Origin of the sequence: Bacillus sp. CH30_1T (assembly GCF_008364765.1) — a bacterium.
In the GTDB taxonomy this organism is placed as follows: Bacteria; Bacillota; Bacilli; order Bacillales; family Bacillaceae_B; genus Rossellomorea.
Genome location: NZ_VTUY01000004.1, coordinates 363,939 through 382,379, shown reverse-complemented (window position 1 = coordinate 382,379; position 18,441 = coordinate 363,939). Strand labels below are relative to the sequence as shown.

Sequence of the window (18,441 nt, the reverse complement as noted above, 5' to 3'; positions counted from 1 at the left end):
ATCTTATTTTTATTTCCATTCTGTGATGGATTCTACTGGCAGGCGAACAGATTTGTAGCCTGCATCTGCCGCTTTTCCGATTGAAATCAGCATGACTGGATAGTAACGGTCTTTGTCCATACCGTATGCTTCAGCAATTTGATCCTTTTCATATCCCCCGATGGGATTTGTATCAAATCCGTGAGCACGTGCAGCAAGCATGAGTTGCATGGATACTAACCCTGCATCGATGAGGTTCATTTCCCTGAACTGTTCAGTTGTCATCATTTGTAGTAATCCTTTAATAGATGGTAGCTGTCTGTCTCTTACTTCTGCAGGCATATATCCTTCTTCTACAGCTTTATTGTAAATCTCATCCGCATAGTCAAGGCTGTTCATATCCACAAATACCGCAATCACTGCAGAAGAAGTTTTGACTTGCGTCTGATTGAATTTCGCAAGAGGTGCAAGTTTTTCTTTCCCTTCTGGACTGTCGATGACAACAAAACGCCATGGCTGCAAGTTTACAGATGATGGTGCAAGAGTGGCTTCGGTTAGTATCTCTGTCATTTCTTCTTTACTGATTTTCACAGACGGGTCATAATTACGGATGGAACGACGGCCTGTTATGATTTGGTTAAAGTTATTGATTTTTGTTTGATTCATGGTGCATTCTCCTTTTTATATAGATAAGTCTAAACTTTCTAGTATTCGATCTCCGAAACATTATCCTGAATACGATTTAGCATTTCCGATAAAACCGAACGTTCTTCTTTTGTAAACCTTCTAAAGACTTTTGAGATAAAGATCTCTTTCTCTTCACGATAAGCCTCTATTTTTTTACGGCCTTCTTCTGTCAACCGGACAAATGTAAATCTGTTATCATCAGGATTTTTCCGGCGGGAGACCATCCCTTTTCCTTCAAGCTGCTTTAAGTGCCTCGTCACGGCTGCACTATCAATATTCACTTCTCTTTGTAGAGCCGTTTGACTGATTTCTTCCACTTCAAACAACTTGTGCAAAAGATCCAAACGAGACTGACTAATTCCGGTACAGCGCTCAAACTTAGGACTCATTTGCCTATATATATCATTTAGTTGAACGATTATCTTCTCCTCTTCACGACCCGTGATGGACAAAGCATCCTCCTCCTTTTCATTAATTGAGGGGTCAATCGTTGACCTGTCAATTAATATATTACATATTGATTTATAAGTCAAACATTTGGCTCTTGGGAGAAAACCGTAATGATTTAAACGAATCTTTCTGACAAATGTGGAAAGTGAAGAGTGAGTGAAAACAGGAGATTTTTGCTGGGTGAAAAAGAAAAAAGCCAGGTTATAAGGAAAGTCCTCTCCTACCTGGCCTTCAATATGCTCTATTATTTCTTAAACAAACTAAACTCAGGGCTCGTCACTTGTATGAGTTTACTATACGGGATTTCACAGATAAAAGACTTACTCCTTTGGTTGGTCTAACGCTTGATAGGCAGCCTGAAATTTTCCGCCTTCTGCTACCTCTGAATGATACAATGCTTTAAGAGCAAACGTACGCTCCAAATTCATCTCATCCATCAATACTTTCAGACGGGCTTGCAATTCTTTATTATCTCTGATTAACAGTTTCATTTGTGATTTCATATATTTCATAAGGTGTTAACTCTCCTTTTCTACTTGAACAATTCATCAATTATAACACTGCTGGTCACAGTACTAAAGGGATTTCTTATAGAACACCCTATTCACATCCTTCACTTCACATCCATTTGCAATAAATGTTCGGATCATCGGAGCGTTATGCTTACTTGTCCCCCCAATATAATTTTTTGCATGAAACTCTTTTTCTAACAGATTAAGTGCCAATTTATGAAGAACCTTACTCTTTCCTTTGCTTCTTTCATCAGGAATCAACCCGAAATAAAACAACCTTCCCTCATCTACCGTGCCCGGTTCTATATGTGGCATCATGACACCGATAGGCTGATCTCCTTCATAAATCGCAATACAAGAATTCTTATAGCTGTGACCCAATTCGACTGCTACACTTTTCATATGCTCTGGCATGGTTAAACAAGATGGAGCATTAAGGGAGCCCTCCATAGATTGCATCCAAATATGAGCAAACTCTTCTTCTGGAATCATATGTAAATTTTTCAATGTAAATGAATGTTTGACTTCCGAGTTCTCAAGCTTTTTATGCACAGTCACAAATTCATCAACCAAGTCATATCCTTTTACCTCTAAATACTCATCCACTTCCGGGGAGAATATTTGATTCACAAGAATCTTCAAGTTAGATAGAGAATGATAGGGCGGGCTCTGATCCAAATAACTGACGAGTTCTTTCAGTTCTTCAATGGTCAAATCACTCGTATCCTCGATGGTCGCATAATTATCACCTTGAATGATTTTCACTTTTTCGATGAGTTGCTTTTGTTCCTTATTCATTGAAAATCCTCCTTTTCTCAATGTAATGAGTACACCGTGAAAGTTATAGGAAGCTAAGTCTATTTCTTCTTTTCAGTAGTAATCCCTGCAGCAATCAACAGTTCAACCGGGTCAATTTCCCTGCACCATTCAAACCATTCTTACCGTAAATCATCATGACCATGCCTGTTCCAAAACCAGAAGGATCAAATGGACTTACGGATAAACCAGTCAAGATAAATACAACAGGTGTAAGGAGTAAACATATAACCCCCGCCCAAATTCTCTTCTTTTTATCCTGTCCTGTAACTTTCATAATCGTAAAAACAGTCAAAGCTAGAACTGTCATAATGATCATGATAATTGAAACAAGACACTCCAATCAGACAAAAAACATCCCTCCTCATCCAATTAACTATAAGCCATCCAAAATGAAATCCCCCAACTCAAAACGAGAAACAGCAGACTCGCAGTAAAATAAGGACTCTTATTAGAAGAACTCGCTGATTCATATTCATATTTAAATTGATTATTCGTGATGAACTTAGCAGCCGTTGATGCCTGATTAATGCCAGCTCGTTTTGAAATATTAGTGAGCCAACCAAGGGCAAAAAAGCAGAGGCTGGAAATGAAAGCCGTATCCATTAAGCTCCATCCTCCCAAAGAGCTCGTCATTGCCGTTGCGCCAGTCATTAGTGTGAAGAGGATCACGATGATCGTAAATGATAAGTACCTAGAAGGAATGAACTTTTCTAATTGTTTACTGAATTGGTCAATGAAGAATGCAAGGCCAGTCCCTGCAATCAGGATGACAATGGTTAATAAAATATTAAGATAGTAATTCATTTGGGTTGCCTCCATTCATAGATTATTCCCATCATATTAGATTAGAAGAATTAAAATGAAAGGAAAAATAAGATGCCATTGATTACCCCCAGACTTAATAAAGTTATCAATAAAAACGTCCTTCCCCACATTCTTTCAAAATATAAATATAGCAATCCAAAATATATAAATCCTACAGTGATTAGACATAGAAAGAATTCTTTCGTCTTTTGCACATCTACATGAATCCCCTTCACTTGAACCAATTCGAATTTATGATTGAGATCTAGCGGGACAGTGAAGAACATGAATCCCCACCCTGCGAAAATAAAAATTCCCAACAGGCGAAGGAAGGAGTACATACTCATCTGCTTTTTTGGATGATAATCTACAATCGTTTCATATTCAAATTCGTTTTTTTCTACTCTTAATCCCATAAAAAAATCCTTTCTGCTTGTTTTTTTCTACTAATACGAAAAAACAAACAGAAAGGTTTCAAAATATTCCAGTTTTATCATTAAATGGTACATCCTATATTCCCAGATGTTTTCCTAAATAAATACCACTTGCCGCTGCCTGCGATAATGAATGGGTTTCTCCCGAGCAGTCACCAATCAGATACAAATTTGACACGCCTGTTTCAAAGTTCTGATCCGTCGGTAATTTAGGTTCATAGAACTTCGCATCCAAACCGTACAAAAGTGTATCAGGATGTATAGTCTCACCAATGAGCCTTTCCAAAGAAGCAAAAAACTCCTCGAGCGCTATCACATACAATTCCGGAACCTCTTCCCGAAGATTCCCATAATCCGCTTTGAGGGACGGACCTACCAGATTCCCCTGCAACGTTACTGTGTTCCTATGTAATTTGAAATCTTCCAACTTCTGAACGACGATACGCTCTCGTCCTTGATTGATTCCACCTATGATGTTCATTGCATATTCCATTGCCTCATCATGGGAGAGAAAATAGCGTGGAATGAACAAGCTGAAGTTCAGATTCGTACTTGGTGTATCCTCTTCACGGGCATTTTGTCCGTCTGGCATCACTAAGCCATGCTGGTGCTTCCTTATGATCCTCCCTCTTGGATTCATACAATAGGTAGTCGCACTGAATGATTCCCTTTCGATCTTCAGCTTCGATTCAAATGTATCTTTTAATATCGATTGAAGCTGATCTCCTTTCATTTCCACACGCATCCCCAAATCCAGACGGGTTTCTCCTGGATAAAGTCCAAGTGATCCTGCTTGTTCTTTCAGCCATGTGCTCCCACTCATTCCTGTACCAATCACTAGTTTTCCTGTCGTAAAATCACCGCAATTGGATTTTAGATGAAAGCCCTCTTCAATCTTAGAAATCGTTTCAACTTGAGTCTCAAAACTAAACGTAACACGGTTTTCCAGCACATCATACATTCTTTGAAAAATATCACTCGCTAAACGTGTTCCTAAATGACGGACCTCTGTTGAAAGCACCTTTAAATCAACCATCCCTGCTCTGTTCGAGAGTGACTCGTTTTTCGTGCTATAGGAGGGGATGATGTCACCGCCAAACTCGCAGAGAATGTCGTCTACTACCTTCATCAAATCAATTGTCGTTTGTTCTCCAATTTTCCTACCAAGCCCTCCTCCGAAATCATTCGTATAATTAAATTTCCCCTCTGATTTGCCTAGACCTGCAAACCCAATGTATTTACTGCACATGCCTTCACAAGTACATACTCCTCCTTCATCTAAACCACATGTACGTTCACTCAGTTTTTTTCCGAGATCAATCATGTGGATGGAGATATGTTCATTGTGCTTCATCAAGGTGTAAGCGAGAAACACACTGCTCACTCCTGCTCCGATAATCGTGATGTCATAATGATTCGATTGCATCCTCTGCTCCCCTTTCTTAGTTGTAATGTTGCTTATGCCACTTTATATTAAAACGGTTAAAATCGATCTTTTTTAATTTCTCTTTCAATTGACTTTCAGTGATCATATCTGAATTCTCCTCACCAATATGATTTCCATTTCCATCCTACCATAAAACAGAGTTGTGAGAGGTCCGTCCCTCTATTTATCTTTCAAACTGTGATGGAGATAAGGAATGGAGGCCAGTGTAGAGATAGCTCCAGCGAGCATGATGGTTAGGTCTGTACCAATAGAGTCAGCCAATATTCCTGCAAGAAATGCGGCCAGGGGCATGAATACCCATGTCATGAGGCGGCTAGTGGCCTGGACCCTTCCTAATAAGTGATCGGGTGTCAACGTTTGCCGGATCGTAATGATGCACGGGCTCATCATCGAAGCACAGAAGGTCCCGACTGCATTCATGATCACAAGCCAAAAATAGGTTTCTAGCAAGCCAAAACACAGGATCGAAAGCCCTCCAATGACAGAGGCAGTAAATAAAATGCTCCGATAAGAAAACCGCTTCCGAAAAAGGTTTGAAGTTATCGCGCCTGCAATCGCACCTACTCCTCCCATCGATAATAACCAACCAATCATGACCGTATTTACATTGATTGAATCCTTAAGGTGAAACACCAATAAAGTGAGAAATAATGTGGTTCCGAACACAGAAGATACCATGGCTAGATTGGTATACAAAATCGGCTTGGTCTTTGCAACGAATTCAAATCCCTCCCTGATCTCTCCCCATATGGAATACCTTGATGAATCTCTCTCATTCATCTTCATCCGGAGACTCGCAATGGCAAGAAAAGAGACCAGGAAGCTGATGCTGTTCACCATCAGGGCATATCCGGGATTAAAAAAGGAAATGATTAACCCACCTAAACCGGGTGCTAAAAAAACCGCTAAGTTAAATATCCCGGAATTCAGTGAATTCACTGCCTGAAGGTCTTCTCTTCTCACCAGGCTCGGTACTGAAGCAAATTGAGATGTATTGTATATTTGGCTTAATAATCCGATGCCAAACACAACTGGATATACGATCCACATCTCGAGTACCTCCAAGATAAATAGAACCCCCATCATACCAACCATTAAACATCGTCCTAAATCGCATAAAAGGAGCAGGTGCTTCCTGTTGAATTTGTCGGACATGATACCTGCGAAGGGTTGCAATAGAATCGGTAACCGTTCAAGCGCCGCCACAATCCCCATACTCACCGGTGATCCAGTGATGGTTAATACCATTAGTGGAATCGCGATTAAATAAATTTGATCCCCGAAAAATGAAATCAGATTACCACCCATAAATCTGAAAACAGAATAGTTTTTCTTTAAAGGTGGGAATTCCTCCACTTGATTTAGTCTGAACGCACGCTCTTCCATACCGGTCACCCCTTTTAATCCTTAGTTAAATACTGCATCAATTCATTCGATAAAGATTGAACCGCATTCTCTTTCAGCCGATACTTTCCATCCTGCGTTTCGACCAGCCTTGCGGACCTGAGAATTTTCAAATGGTGGTGGACCGTTGATTTCCCCATGTTCAGCACATTCGTGATTTCCTGGAGAGTACGATTTGACCCCTTCAGTAATTTCACCATTCGGAGGCGCGCTTCATCCCCAAGGGCTTTATGCTTTTGTACCAGAAAATAGTTTGGCATATCCTTATCATCCGGATAGATGCTTTCATTGGCTACGGGATAATAAAACACCTTTACTCCTTCAACATCCCCTTCTACGTTCCAAGGGCGATAAATCGACTGAGGGATCAACAGAACTGTATGAACACTCGGCTCCGGAAGATAGGTAATTCCTCCGGTTGCCCATTCTACCATGGCCTCGGACTTCAGATTTCCATTCATCTTTTCTTTGGCTTGTTTATCTCTTCTCAGTATTTGAGATAATGTTTCTCTCTGTGGAACAATCACTTCTTCATACCACCGGGACATGACGCTCTTCAGGTGATCCCTAAGGGTATTTACTTGGGTTGTGCAGACAAACTCAATATAATCAGGAAAAAACCGGTTACCTTCTGTCTGCTTTTTCAATCTGTTTCGTGATGACTGATCCCCTTCTGCAGCAAGCATTCGAAGATCTTCAAATTTAATCCCTATGTATGGAATGCTGTTGAATCTGAGCTTTTCATCATCCAACTCATCCAGAAACGTGAGAAATTCAGACAAATCCTGAAACTCTTTTTGATGCAGCAAAAGGAGTAGGGATTTCCACGTATTATTCTTTTCAACAAATTTCAAGTCCTCTATCAATGGTTCAGATAAAGATTTCTTTAACCTGTCCCATGACTCTTTTGGTTTTTCTAAAGTATAAATAAGCCTTGTATTTGTGACTGCAGCAATCCCCAAAGCGCATTCCCAAAGAAGAGAAGCCTCGATTCTTACCTCATACGTTTCTCTTTTCCGACTGGTCATATGGAGCACATCCATATAGAGACACCTCATTTCCAAAAATTTGATCCTTGCAAACAATTCTATACTTTCAGAATTGTATATTCAATATTTTTAGAATATTCTTTTAAAGTATAAGCAACTTTTACAAACAAAAAAAGCACACAAATCCCACTCAGGAATTCGTGTGCTCTATCAATAAAGTATTAAGATTTAACCTTATCCTTCTTGATCTGCTTACTTCTCAATTGACCGCATGCTGCATCAATGTCCGTCCCTTGTTCCACACGGACTCCACAGTTGATTCCATGTTCAAGTAACGTACCGTAGAATTCAACAATCGCTTCTTTCGTACTTCTTTGATATTGGTTATGCTCGTCAACTGGATTATAAGGAATCAAATTCACATAAGAAAGATGACGCTTATTCTTTAACAATTTGGCCAGCTGTATAGCTTCTTCTTTATGATCGTTCACATCGCTCAATAAAATATACTCAAAGGTGATGCGTCGATTGGTTTTTTCTAAATAGTAATCAATGGCGGGCATTAACTTCTCTAAAGGATACGCGCGGTTGATCTTCATGATCTTCGTACGCAATTCGTTGTTTGGTGCGTGCAAGGAAACAGCCAGGTTGATTTGAATGTTTTCGTCGGCAAATTTGTAAATCTTATCTGCCAGACCACTTGTTGATACAGTGATGTGACGAGCACCGATGGAAAGACCTTTTTGATCATTCACTACTCGGAAGAAGTCCATCATGTTATCGTAGTTATCGAATGGTTCACCAATTCCCATTACGACGATATGACTGACTCGTTCTCCATTTCCTGCTTCATCCAAGTGATGTTGGACGTTCATGATTTGTTCGACAATTTCACCGCTCGATAGGTCCCGGTTCTTCTTGAGTAGTCCACTCGCACAGAATGTACAACCGATGTTGCATCCGACCTGAGTCGTCACACACACACTCAGACCGTAATTAAAACGCATAAGAACTGTTTCTATCAGGTTTCCATCCTCGAGTTTGAACAAGAATTTGATTGTGCCGTCCTTCGATTCCTGTTTTACCTCTTGAGTGAGTGTATGAAGATAGAAGTGATCGTCCAGCAATTGTACACAATCAGCGTTTAGATTCTTCATATCCGCAAAGTTTGTCACTCTCTTTTTATATAACCAATCCCACACCTGAGCCGCACGGAACTTCTTTTGCCCATGCTCGACCAGCCATGTTGTCAGTTGATCTAATGTTAATCCGTATATGGACTTCTTTTCCATTTAAAACCCTCATTTCGAAACTCTACAATTTTCTACTTATCTATACTACTTAAAGTATGGTAATGTTTCAAGGGATTTATAAGTGTTGAGAAGAATTGGAATTCCGTAATAAAGTATAAATAGAATATAAATACGCCAAAACCCTTGCTCGGCGCATCCTTTAATGATTGATTCTTTGAATAAAATCATCCAACTTCTCTTTGTCTTTAAGCTTTTCATTACACTCATCACTATCCTGGCAGATGTAATTTCCTTTCTTCACAAAGTTTCCTTGAGATGATGTTTTCGATTCAGACATGTAAAACCCTATGCTTCCAAAGGTGTTGCAAATCGTGCAAATTCCTTTTTTGCTGCTGTTTTTGAAGGTACCCTTAAATCCTTTCAATTTCCCCTCATACTCAGCGACGATATATTTTCGCTCCTGTCCGTAATCATTCCAGCCTAAATAGGAGAGATCCCTGAAATCGACATATTCCCAATCGGGAGTCTTTAGTTTTTTCACTTTCGGGAATAATTTTTTCAATGAGGCATCAGATACAGATGGAAATGGAAATACATAAGGTTTTAATCCAATTAAATAATCCTCCGCCTGGTCAGAATCCCTGATATTCCCGATTGGATCAAGTATGTTCTGTTGAGCTTGAGACAGTTCATCGAACAAATTTGTGACCTTATCTTTCACAAGTCCTTTCAAGGCTTGAAGGACACTTAGATCATTCACTGTTGAATACCCATTGATCAGCACTTGTGTCTGATACGTTATGAAATTATATTGATCATTCCGAATAAATGGTTCCATGTTAATCGCTCCTAAAAACATTTGTCATTATCATCATCTTAAATGGGCTTTTCAAGATGAGTCAAGGAGCACAGGTATTCCGTGCAACCCTATTTCTACTATATACCGGTACATCTCAGAAAGATATGTACAGTTTAGTTAAGAATCAATCTATACATAAAAAAAGCACTGACATAAACATCAGCGCTTTCTATACACTATCTTCTTAATTGTTTCTGTTGATAGGTAATGATGATCGGCTAATTCTTGAATTGTCTTTCCATTCAAAAAAGCCTCTTTGATTTCAACATTTCGTTCATCAATTTCTTTTCTACTTCCAGAACGGCTTCCCCATTTTCGGTATTTAACCTTAGGTTTAGGTATATAAAGGGTTTCACCCTGTACATATTTCTGGATTTCAACAAGAAGGGATTGTGGTAAAACACTCTCCGCTTTCACATATTTCATTTCAGTCAGCCCCTTATTTTCTAATTAAATAAATAAGGTGCAAAGCCGACTTACTAGAAATGAACTTTAAGGGCGATTAAGTTTGATTCCGCCCCATGCAAAGTATCGCCTTTCTAATAACAGGCTTTGCATGAGACGCTTGGGACTCTGGTAAGATTGTTTTCGTTACCATGTCACCACCTCCTCTAAGAAAAAATTCAATTTCTTCTATTATAAAATAATTCCACTTTCTTTCACATCATTTAACAAAAATTATATTATTTTTTCTAAAACAATAAATTCAAACCACTTTATAACATGGTATAATTTTCTAAAATATTTTCAAGGAGATGTTTACATGTTTTCATTCAATGTTAATGATAATATTTCAATTGAGATCTTGCAGCAACACCACAAAGATGAACTATATGAACTAATTGATTCCAACCGGGAGCATCTTCGGCAATGGTTGCTATGGGTGGACAAGCGCCAGTCACCACAGGATTTTGAAGCGATCATTCCTATCTGGATCCGGAATTACGCGGATAATAATGGTTTTGATGCAGGCATTCGTTTTCATGGCAAATTGGTTGGTATGATTGGTCTTCATTTTGTTGACTGGAAAACTAAAAGCACTAGTATCGGATATTTTCTTTCTCAAGATGCACAAGGTAAAGGAATTATAAGCCTTTCAATCTCTTCTCTATTAAACTATTTATTTATACAAATGGAGCTCAATCGTGTAGAAATTCAATGCGCCGTTAACAACACGAAAAGTATTGGCATACCAGAGCGATTAGGATTTACAAAGGAAGGCGTAACGAGAGATGGTCAATGGTTATATGATCATTATGAGGATCTTGTAACGTATAGTTTGTTGAGGAAAGATTGGGTTTTTTCTTAAGGGATCACTCATTACAAAGGCGATTCTCATTGAGAATCGCCTCCTCTTGAGATCATTTAAGGTGTACTATTACGTTGGGACAGAAATACTCCCAATCCATCTGAATAGTCAGAAAAGATAGTCTGGTCCCCTGGATTATTAAATAAAAATAATTTCTTCCGTCCTTCTGTATTCTCTTGGAGGAAGACCAACATATTTTTTGAAGGTACCACTAAAATAATTGGGTGTATTGAACCCAAGCTCTTCAGCAATGTACTCAATAGTATGGTTGGTATGACGTAAGAGCCACACAGCACGCTGAAGACGAACAAAGGTGACATATTCAACAAAATTCCGTCCCGTTTCTTGTTTAAAAAATCTACTGAAATACGGTACACTAAAATTAATCTGTTCAGCTACTTGTTTTATTGAAAGATTATCTGTGCAACAATGAGCTATATAGTCCGTACATTTCTGTATCTGCTGGTCCTTTGTGATTTCTTCGTAATAACGAAGGGATAACCTCTCATATGGTGACGTACGCCTGGCTTTATATGCTTCCCGGTATGAATGATGAAGGAGAAGTGGTTCTCGATAGATGGACCCTACACCAATATAAAGATGGATCCCATATTCCCTTTCTAATCCCTCAATCGCATCAAGAATACTTTCTTCTCCTTCTTTCCATTGCTTTAAAGATCCATACTTCGATGGAATCCTAATGAGCATAAGTAAGTGTTTACGATATGATAGAAACGAAACCCAACCTTCACGAAAGCGCTTTCTAAAGTGATCTTGAATAATCATTGATGCATGCCACTCTTGCTCTTCTTGAAAGGATGGGCATCTGATAAATCCCTGTATAAAACATACCACACTTGGCAGTCCATCAACTGGAAAGAGAGATCGGGATTGAATCAATTCCTCTTCAGAATTTATTTCCCCAGAAAGTAATCTTCGTAAAAATGCTTCTTGAAAAGGAAACATGTGGTTTCCTTTCTTTGGTTCCTCATGAAGCCCAATGACATTGTCACTAGTCAATACATGACCCTCACTTGAAATCCCCCCTATAACCTGTTTTAATATTCGAATAAATTTATGTTTTTTTACAGATTTGACTATTAAACTGCTTAATTTCAACTCAACTGCAAGGGGTGATGTATATAATAATGTTGGCTCCAGCAAAGGAATGATTTTGCATTCTTTATTACGTTTATGAAATCGATGTATTTTCACCCAATCATGCCATGTACTTACTTCAAAAATTGCTATATGTATATAAGTCGGTTTCACTTCCTCCTCCACCAGAGCAATGTTTCCCATAAATTCTTCTGTAATCCAGTCTTCCAGCTTTTCATATTCCATTTGATCTCTTACGACTAGCTTCATTGAATACACTTTTTCGTCCATCCTGCCTTCCTATGATATACATAATGATGTCTAATTCTAAACTAAATTATAGAATATAAATTAGATTATATTAAATATTTGTATATTTCTGATAATTTATTGTAAGGTATATTTTCTTCTTATATCGTAAAATCAATTTTATACTATCTTAGCATTGGTAAAGGAGGACAGTAATCAAAAATCAGCAAAAGCTCAAACCTTAAGGAGGGGTCTTTTATGGCTGGAGAGTATTCAGAATATGATTATGTGGCTGCAGAAACTATAGATGTCAGTGAACTTGAGCCACTCGATCCGGAAACAAGAAAAATCATGAAGGGTGAATTCAGTACTGGAATTAAACTTACGCTATTTTATTATGTTTTTATCTTATCAATCCCGATATTGAATTGGTATGCAGATGGTTTTATGTTCTCACGTATGTGGGGTGGTATGACGTATAGTTGGTTTTTCACAAGTATCGTTGCCATGGCGATGGCTTTCATCATTGCCTATGTACATACTACTCTTTATGAAAAACGTTTAAATAATGATCGCCCCATTCCCACCCACTCCAGTACATCTTCTGAGGAAAGGAGAATCAATTGATGGGTGTTTTACTAGAACCAAAGTTCCTATTAACGCTCCTCTTAATGGGGACGATCGTTTATATCACCTATTTATCAAAAAGAAATGCCACTGCTTCTGATTATTTTGTTGGAGGTAGAAGCTTTAGCTGGTTTACTAACGGTTCAGCTATAGGAGGAGACTATTTAAGCGCAGCAACCTTTCTTGGTATTGCCGGTTTAACCTATCAGCTTGGCTATGATGGTGCTTATTATGCATTTTGCTTTTCTATAGGTCTAACTCTTTTAGCTATTTTCGTAGCAGGTCCACTTCGTCGATTCGGAGCCTATACAGTGGCGGACTTTTTAGCGTATCGTTTTCACAGCAAACGTGCACGCCTCGCAGCAGTTGCTGTTGTTTTAGCCATTTCCGGATTCTATGCAGCCCCCCAGTTACTTGGTGCTGCTCAAATTTTAAGTATGTTCTTCGGGACAAGCTATGAATTTGGAATCATTTTCACTTGTTCTGTAATGATTTTTTACGTTGGAATCGGTGGCATGAAGGGGACTACACTTAACCAGGCTCTCGAACTATGGATTCGTCTAGGTGCCTTTCTCCTTATGGTTGGTGCTGCTATCTATGGTGGACTCCATTACCAGGAAATCCTGGCTTCGATTAATGAATTTAAAGGGGTTATTTCAGGAACTGCTGGTTTTTCTACTGATGGAAAGGATATACCTTTTGATGGTGCAGCTTGGACAGGTACCGGCAATTACTTCCCATCATTCTGGCAAACCATATCAATGACAATCGGACTTTCACTCGGAACGATTGGACTTCCGCATATTTTGCTTCGTTTCTACACAAATCCTAGTGCTAAAGCAGCTCGTAAGTCCGCTCTTATGGCAATAGGTATTGCAAGTGTATTCTTTTTCTTCGCCGTATATCTTGGAGTGGTCGGGCGCTCGATTTTTCTAAGCGGGGACACAGATCCAGGTGTTATGAAAGACCTGATAGCCGGAGGAAACAATATGGTTGTTCCTTCTACTGCGCAGGCCCTTGGTGGGGAGTGGTTGCTTGGTCTTGTAATTGCGGGCGCATTTGCTGCCGTCTTTTCAAACCTATCCGGTTTATTCATTGCAAGCTCCGGTGCATTGGCTCATGATTTATATGCAACATTCTTCCGGAAAAATATTACAGAAAAAGAACGTGTATTAGCAGGAAAGGTTTCGATTATCATTCTTGGTATTTTATACGGTGTTCTTGGTCTAATGGTAAAAGAAGCTTCCATCGGTCATCTGGTAGCACTGGCATTTACGGTTGCAGCGAGTACGTTTACACCAATCTTCATCCTGGGTATATGGTGGAGGGGAATGACAGAGAAAGGTGCAATTGGCGGACTTGTTATCGGCCTAATTACTTCAATGTACATGATTTTCTTTAAGTCTACCCTACCTGAATTCTTACAGTTTAATGTACCCGGGTTAATCACGGTTCCGATTGGATTCCTTTCTGTATATATCGTTTCAAAGATCGACCGCAGAGTCCCTGGTGATGTAAACGAATTCATGAAAAAAGTTCATTCGAAAGAATCAGAAGCAGCTTAAAAATAAGTAATCAATAAAATAACGGTTACAATAGATGAAGGAGGTGCTTAATTAAGACCCTCCTTCATCTATTTATATTTTTCCATACACACACGTATCGGTTAACCGTTCCCCATCAACCGAAAGATCCTCATTGCGCAGAATTCCTTCCAATATATAGCCAAGTCTTTCTGGAATCGCCCTGCTCCTCCCATTTGTGGATTCACACCTGATTTCCACTCTTTTTCCTTTTAATTCAGTTAAGGCAAAATCGGTCAATTTCCCAACAGCTTCCACCATGTAACCATGCCCACTCATTCTTGTATCAATCCAATAACCGATTTCGAATTTCGGAACACTCCAATCAATGTTGTGAAAGCCTGTTGAACCGACGAATTCATTTGTATCTTTTAGGAAGATGAGATACCTCAAACTTTCCCTTGTTAGAAATTTTGCGTGAGCTTCACGGGTGTTCGTTTCCGTATCTTCTACTGAAGGGTCATTTTGTACAAATCCTAACCACGGTTTTAATTCAGATAGAGAAGCCATAATGGCTGCATTCACTGATCTGCCATCACCTGGCTGAGGCATTCTTAATAATAATCTTTCCGTTTCTATCACTGCTGGAACTTCAAGTAATACAGGGTTCATACAAAACACTCCTTTTATAAAAATAAAAACTCTCTATTGTCAATATACCTGGTATACTATTATTCTAGTCTTTCCATCCTATACTAAAAATTAATAATACTTTATAATAAAGGAAAATCATACATCTGGAGGAGAAAAATGACTCACCACACAATCACTACTTCTATTGGGGACCAACTGATTGAGAGAAAGCATGAAATCGCCAATAACATTTTCTCAGCGCTTTTAGCTGCTTATCCAACACTTTACGTGGAAGCACGAAGAATTGAAAGCCTCCCTTATTTTGAGCAGCTTATCGAACTTATAGGTGAAGGCTTGCTAAGAGGAGAAAATAACTTAGACAATTCAAGTCAGTGGGGAAAAGAAGTTGGAAGGCTTGCTTCAGGCCAAGGAGTCCCTTTGCATATGTCTATAAGTAAATCCTCTTTATATAAAAATGTGATACTAGAAGATATCGTTTTGCACAATGAAGCAACCATTTCTAAAGAAATCCTACTGCAAATCACAAACGATATCGATCACACATTCACTACTATGATTTCTGCTTTCTGTGAAGCATATGGTGAGCATGCAGGAGAACAGCTGAAATTATCTGAAGAAAAGTATTTGTCCTTATCCACTCCAGTCGTTCCAATATTCTCCGACTTGGCTGTATTGCCTCTGATTGGACAAGTGGATGAAGTACGTGGAGAAATGATGGCTGAGCATGTTCTTCTTGAGTGTAAAAAGCTATCCATTCATAAATTAATCATCGATCTTTCCGGTGTGTATGAAGTGAATCCATTGTTCCAACAAGGAATCATGAAACTGATTGATAGCCTTAAATTATTGGGAATCGAACCAATTTTATCAGGTATGCGCCCAGAAATGAGTATCGAATTTGTACAGATGGGTATAAACATTTCAAGTATGAAAATCTATCAATCATTAAATAAAGCAGTAGAAAATCATTTAAATGATTTGGCATAACCGAAAAGACCTCCCTGACAGAAGTCCTTTTTCTTATCAGTGATGATGCCCCCTCTCTCACCTTCCTAATGCTAAGATCCCAGTGGAAATCACATCCTCTGGGATCTTTTCTGTATCATTATGATTGTTGATGTTTCCATGATTTTCACCACTTCCCTAGAGGGACGGACCTCACAATTCACCCTTCTAATAATGCTTAATTATAGCATTTAAGCTTGATCACCATTCTATTTCATTAAAAATGGAGGTCCGTCCCTCAAATATTTTCAAAATGATGTTGGGAAAATACGGGACTGTTTTCCTATGTTTATTTTTGGTTTTGAGGGAGTTTGGAGGAAAGTTTTCTTGATTCTCGCTAATTTTTGAATTTGGTTTGCTACACCTTCCAAAAACTTACAAAATCTAAATACTTGCCCTATTCAGTTTTTTGGAAGGGTCTGCTAGAATCCTAGTTAGCAAGAATCATATACATAGTTTCTCATACACAATCTTAATTATTCTTGTGAATTTTCATAAGAGGGGGTAATTCCACAAGCCAAACGATCTACCACTCAATTCATTTGTCGTTGAACCACATCATTCAAAAAAAGAAAAACGGAGGAATGCTATTATGAAGTTTAAAAAAATTGCTGCTTTATCTCTTGCTGCATCACTTGCTCTCGTACCTAGTTTCGGAGGAAGTGCCTTTGCACAAGATCAAAACCCCCTAGAGAAAGCCCCAAAAAAAACAACTGTCAGTAAAAACCTCGAAAAAGGCAGTTATGTAAAAGGTGAGGTTATAGTCAAATTTAAAGACGGTGTGGCAGAGTCTGATAAAGGAAACACCCTCAAAAAAGTGAATGCCTCTGCAGTAAAAGAAAAAACTAGTAAAAAGAAGCCCTTCGAAGTGCTAAAAGTAGGAAATGTAGAAGCAACCGTAAAAGCTTTAAGCAAAAACCCGAATGTGGAATACGTAGAACCGAACTATACCTTCTCAGCCACCTGGACCCCAAATGATTATTACTACCAAGGATATCAATATGGACCCCAGAACACGTATACACCAAGTGCATGGGATCTTGCACGTGGGAGCAGCGGTCAGGAAATCGCCGTTCTTGATACAGGAGTAGATTATAACCACCCTGACTTAGACGGCAAAACGATTCGTGGATATGATTTCGTCGACAATGATTATTATCCAATGGATTTAAATGGACATGGTACACATGTTGCGGGTACGGCAGCGGCTGAAACGAACAATGGAACCGGGATTGCAGGTATGGCTCCTAATACAAAGATTCTTGCCGTTCGTGTACTGGATGCCAACGGAAGTGGATCGCTCGATGATATCGCGGCAGGTATACGCTACGCTGCAGATCAAGGCGCAGAAGTTCTAAACCTTTCTCTTGGTTGTGACTGTAATACAACAACGTTAAAAAGTGCCGTCGATTATGCGTGGAACAAAGGATCTGTTGTCATTGCCGCGGCTGGAAATGACGGAGTATCAACAACGTTTGAGCCAGCTTCTTATCCTAACGCGATTGCCGTAGGAGCAGTTGATTCCAGAGACCGTAAAGCTTCTTTCTCAAACTATGGAACATGGGTGGATGTAACTGCTCCAGGAGTTGACATTGCTTCTACCGTACCTAACAATGGATACTCATACATGTCAGGTACATCGATGGCTTCCCCTCACGTTGCAGGTTTAGCAGGATTACTTGCAGGGCAAGGACGAAACAATGTTCAGATCCGTCAAGCGATCGAACAAACAGCTGATCCTATCAGCGGTACAGGCTCTTACTTCCAACATGGAAGAATTAACTCTTACGATGCTGTAAGATACTAATAATTGTAAAGAGGCTGGGACAAAACTAAAAAACCACCAAATAAAGACGAACATTTCAGTGTAGGCACTTAATACCGCTAATGATTTCCGTGCAAGACTTCGCTTTCCGCGGGTAGCCCGTGAGCCTCCTCGGCAAGCCTGCGGGTTGGAAAGCGGAAGGGCTTCGCTCAGAGGCGGTTGGCATAAGGCGGAGCGGGCTTGAAGGCGTTCTTTGCCTTCATGGACGATCTGCCTTATGACATTTGCCTCTAAGCCCTATAGCTGGACAAGTCTCACATAAGCTACTCTTCCCGCAGGAGTCTTCGTCTTGCACTCCAATNCTCGGCAAGCCTGCGGGTTGGAAAGCGGAAGGGCTTCGCTCAGAGGCGGTTGGCATAAGGCGGAGCGGGCTTGAAGGCGTTCTTTGCCTTCATGGACGATCTGCCTTATGACATTTGCCTCTAAGCCCTATAGCTGGACAAGTCTCACATAAGCTACTCTTCCCGCAGGAGTCTTCGTCTTGCACTCCAATCAACCGCTAGAAAGAGCTACA

The 18,441-nt window shown here is 39.5% G+C and carries 20 protein-coding genes; 5 read left to right on the top strand and 15 right to left on the bottom strand.

Translation table 11 applies throughout. From position 1 onward, the window contains the following. Window positions 1-9: 9 nt before the first annotated feature. The 13 genes from F0342_RS09490 to F0342_RS09430 all read right to left on the bottom strand — a co-directional run bounded on the left by F0342_RS09490 (window position 10) and on the right by F0342_RS09430 (window position 10,063). Window positions 10-645 (bottom strand): nitroreductase family protein, encoded by a 636-nt coding sequence (locus F0342_RS09490; RefSeq protein ID WP_149155710.1) that lies wholly within the window; start codon window positions 643-645, stop codon window positions 10-12. Window positions 646-683: 38 nt separating this feature from the next. Then, window positions 684-1,118, bottom strand: a complete 435-nt coding sequence (locus F0342_RS09485) for a MarR family winged helix-turn-helix transcriptional regulator (RefSeq protein ID WP_188048467.1) — start codon at window positions 1,116-1,118, stop codon at window positions 684-686. A gap of 318 nt (window positions 1,119-1,436) precedes the next feature. Next, window positions 1,437-1,628, bottom strand: coding sequence for a hypothetical protein (locus F0342_RS09480; protein WP_149155709.1), 192 nt, complete (start codon window positions 1,626-1,628; stop codon window positions 1,437-1,439). Window positions 1,629-1,691: 63 nt separating this feature from the next. Next, the gene (locus F0342_RS09475) at window positions 1,692-2,426 is read right to left on the bottom strand and encodes a GNAT family N-acetyltransferase (protein WP_149155708.1); all 735 of its coding nucleotides are present in this window, start codon (window positions 2,424-2,426) and stop codon (window positions 1,692-1,694) included. Window positions 2,427-2,520: 94 nt separating this feature from the next. Continuing rightward, window positions 2,521-2,763, bottom strand: coding sequence for a hypothetical protein (locus F0342_RS09470; RefSeq protein WP_149155707.1), 243 nt, complete (start codon window positions 2,761-2,763; stop codon window positions 2,521-2,523). Between the two features lie 53 nt (window positions 2,764-2,816). Next, a complete protein-coding gene (locus F0342_RS09465; RefSeq protein ID WP_149155706.1) occupies window positions 2,817-3,251 on the bottom strand; it encodes a hypothetical protein in 435 nt (144 codons plus the stop codon). A 50-nt stretch (window positions 3,252-3,301) separates the two neighbouring features. Continuing rightward, window positions 3,302-3,667 (bottom strand): hypothetical protein, encoded by a 366-nt coding sequence (locus F0342_RS09460; RefSeq protein WP_149155705.1) that lies wholly within the window; start codon window positions 3,665-3,667, stop codon window positions 3,302-3,304. Window positions 3,668-3,761: 94 nt separating this feature from the next. Then, window positions 3,762-5,111, bottom strand: coding sequence for an NAD(FAD)-utilizing dehydrogenase (locus F0342_RS09455; protein ID WP_149155704.1), 1,350 nt, complete (start codon window positions 5,109-5,111; stop codon window positions 3,762-3,764). 180 nt (window positions 5,112-5,291) lie between these two features. Further along, window positions 5,292-6,518: an MFS transporter gene (locus F0342_RS09450; RefSeq protein WP_149155703.1), complete on the bottom strand. Its 1,227-nt coding sequence runs from the start codon at window positions 6,516-6,518 to the stop codon at window positions 5,292-5,294. A 14-nt stretch (window positions 6,519-6,532) separates the two neighbouring features. Next, window positions 6,533-7,579, bottom strand: a complete 1,047-nt coding sequence (locus F0342_RS09445) for an ArsR/SmtB family transcription factor (protein WP_149155702.1) — start codon at window positions 7,577-7,579, stop codon at window positions 6,533-6,535. Between the two features lie 167 nt (window positions 7,580-7,746). Continuing rightward, entirely contained in the window at window positions 7,747-8,817 is a 1,071-nt protein-coding gene (gene rlmN, locus F0342_RS09440) for a dual-specificity RNA methyltransferase RlmN (protein WP_044337210.1), read from the bottom strand. Window positions 8,818-8,977: 160 nt separating this feature from the next. Then, window positions 8,978-9,616 carry a FusB/FusC family EF-G-binding protein gene (locus tag F0342_RS09435; protein WP_149155701.1) on the bottom strand — a complete coding sequence of 213 codons (639 nt, stop codon included), beginning with the start codon at window positions 9,614-9,616 and terminating at the stop codon, window positions 8,978-8,980. A gap of 180 nt (window positions 9,617-9,796) precedes the next feature. Next, on the bottom strand, window positions 9,797-10,063 hold the full coding sequence (locus F0342_RS09430; RefSeq protein ID WP_149155700.1) for a CD3324 family protein: 267 nt from the start codon (window positions 10,061-10,063) through the stop codon (window positions 9,797-9,799). 337 nt (window positions 10,064-10,400) lie between these two features. Between F0342_RS09430 and F0342_RS09425 the strand changes: the two genes are divergently transcribed. Continuing rightward, complete coding sequence (locus F0342_RS09425; protein ID WP_149155699.1) at window positions 10,401-10,946, top strand: GNAT family N-acetyltransferase; 546 nt, start codon at window positions 10,401-10,403, stop codon at window positions 10,944-10,946. 138 nt (window positions 10,947-11,084) lie between these two features. Here F0342_RS09425 and F0342_RS09420 read toward each other — a convergent pair whose 3' ends face one another. Then, window positions 11,085-12,335 (bottom strand): helix-turn-helix transcriptional regulator, encoded by a 1,251-nt coding sequence (locus F0342_RS09420; protein ID WP_149155698.1) that lies wholly within the window; start codon window positions 12,333-12,335, stop codon window positions 11,085-11,087. A gap of 216 nt (window positions 12,336-12,551) precedes the next feature. Between F0342_RS09420 and F0342_RS09415 the strand changes: the two genes are divergently transcribed. After that, on the top strand, window positions 12,552-12,920 hold the full coding sequence (locus F0342_RS09415; protein ID WP_149155697.1) for a hypothetical protein: 369 nt from the start codon (window positions 12,552-12,554) through the stop codon (window positions 12,918-12,920). Continuing rightward, window positions 12,917-14,485: a sodium/solute symporter gene (locus F0342_RS09410; protein WP_149155696.1), complete on the top strand. Its 1,569-nt coding sequence runs from the start codon at window positions 12,917-12,919 to the stop codon at window positions 14,483-14,485. The genes F0342_RS09415 and F0342_RS09410 overlap by 4 nt, the downstream gene beginning before the upstream one ends. A gap of 72 nt (window positions 14,486-14,557) precedes the next feature. Here the strand turns inward: F0342_RS09410 and F0342_RS09405 are convergent, their stop codons facing one another. Beyond that, window positions 14,558-15,115, bottom strand: a complete 558-nt coding sequence (locus F0342_RS09405) for a GNAT family N-acetyltransferase (protein ID WP_149155695.1) — start codon at window positions 15,113-15,115, stop codon at window positions 14,558-14,560. A gap of 138 nt (window positions 15,116-15,253) precedes the next feature. On the opposite strand from F0342_RS09405, the gene F0342_RS09400 reads away from it, so the two are divergent. Both F0342_RS09400 and F0342_RS09395 read left to right on the top strand, forming a co-directional pair. Next, window positions 15,254-16,084: an STAS domain-containing protein gene (locus tag F0342_RS09400; protein WP_149155694.1), complete on the top strand. Its 831-nt coding sequence runs from the start codon at window positions 15,254-15,256 to the stop codon at window positions 16,082-16,084. Window positions 16,085-16,694: 610 nt separating this feature from the next. After that, on the top strand, window positions 16,695-17,909 hold the full coding sequence (locus tag F0342_RS09395) for a S8 family serine peptidase (protein ID WP_149155693.1): 1,215 nt from the start codon (window positions 16,695-16,697) through the stop codon (window positions 17,907-17,909). The last annotated feature ends 532 nt before the right edge of the window (window positions 17,910-18,441 follow it).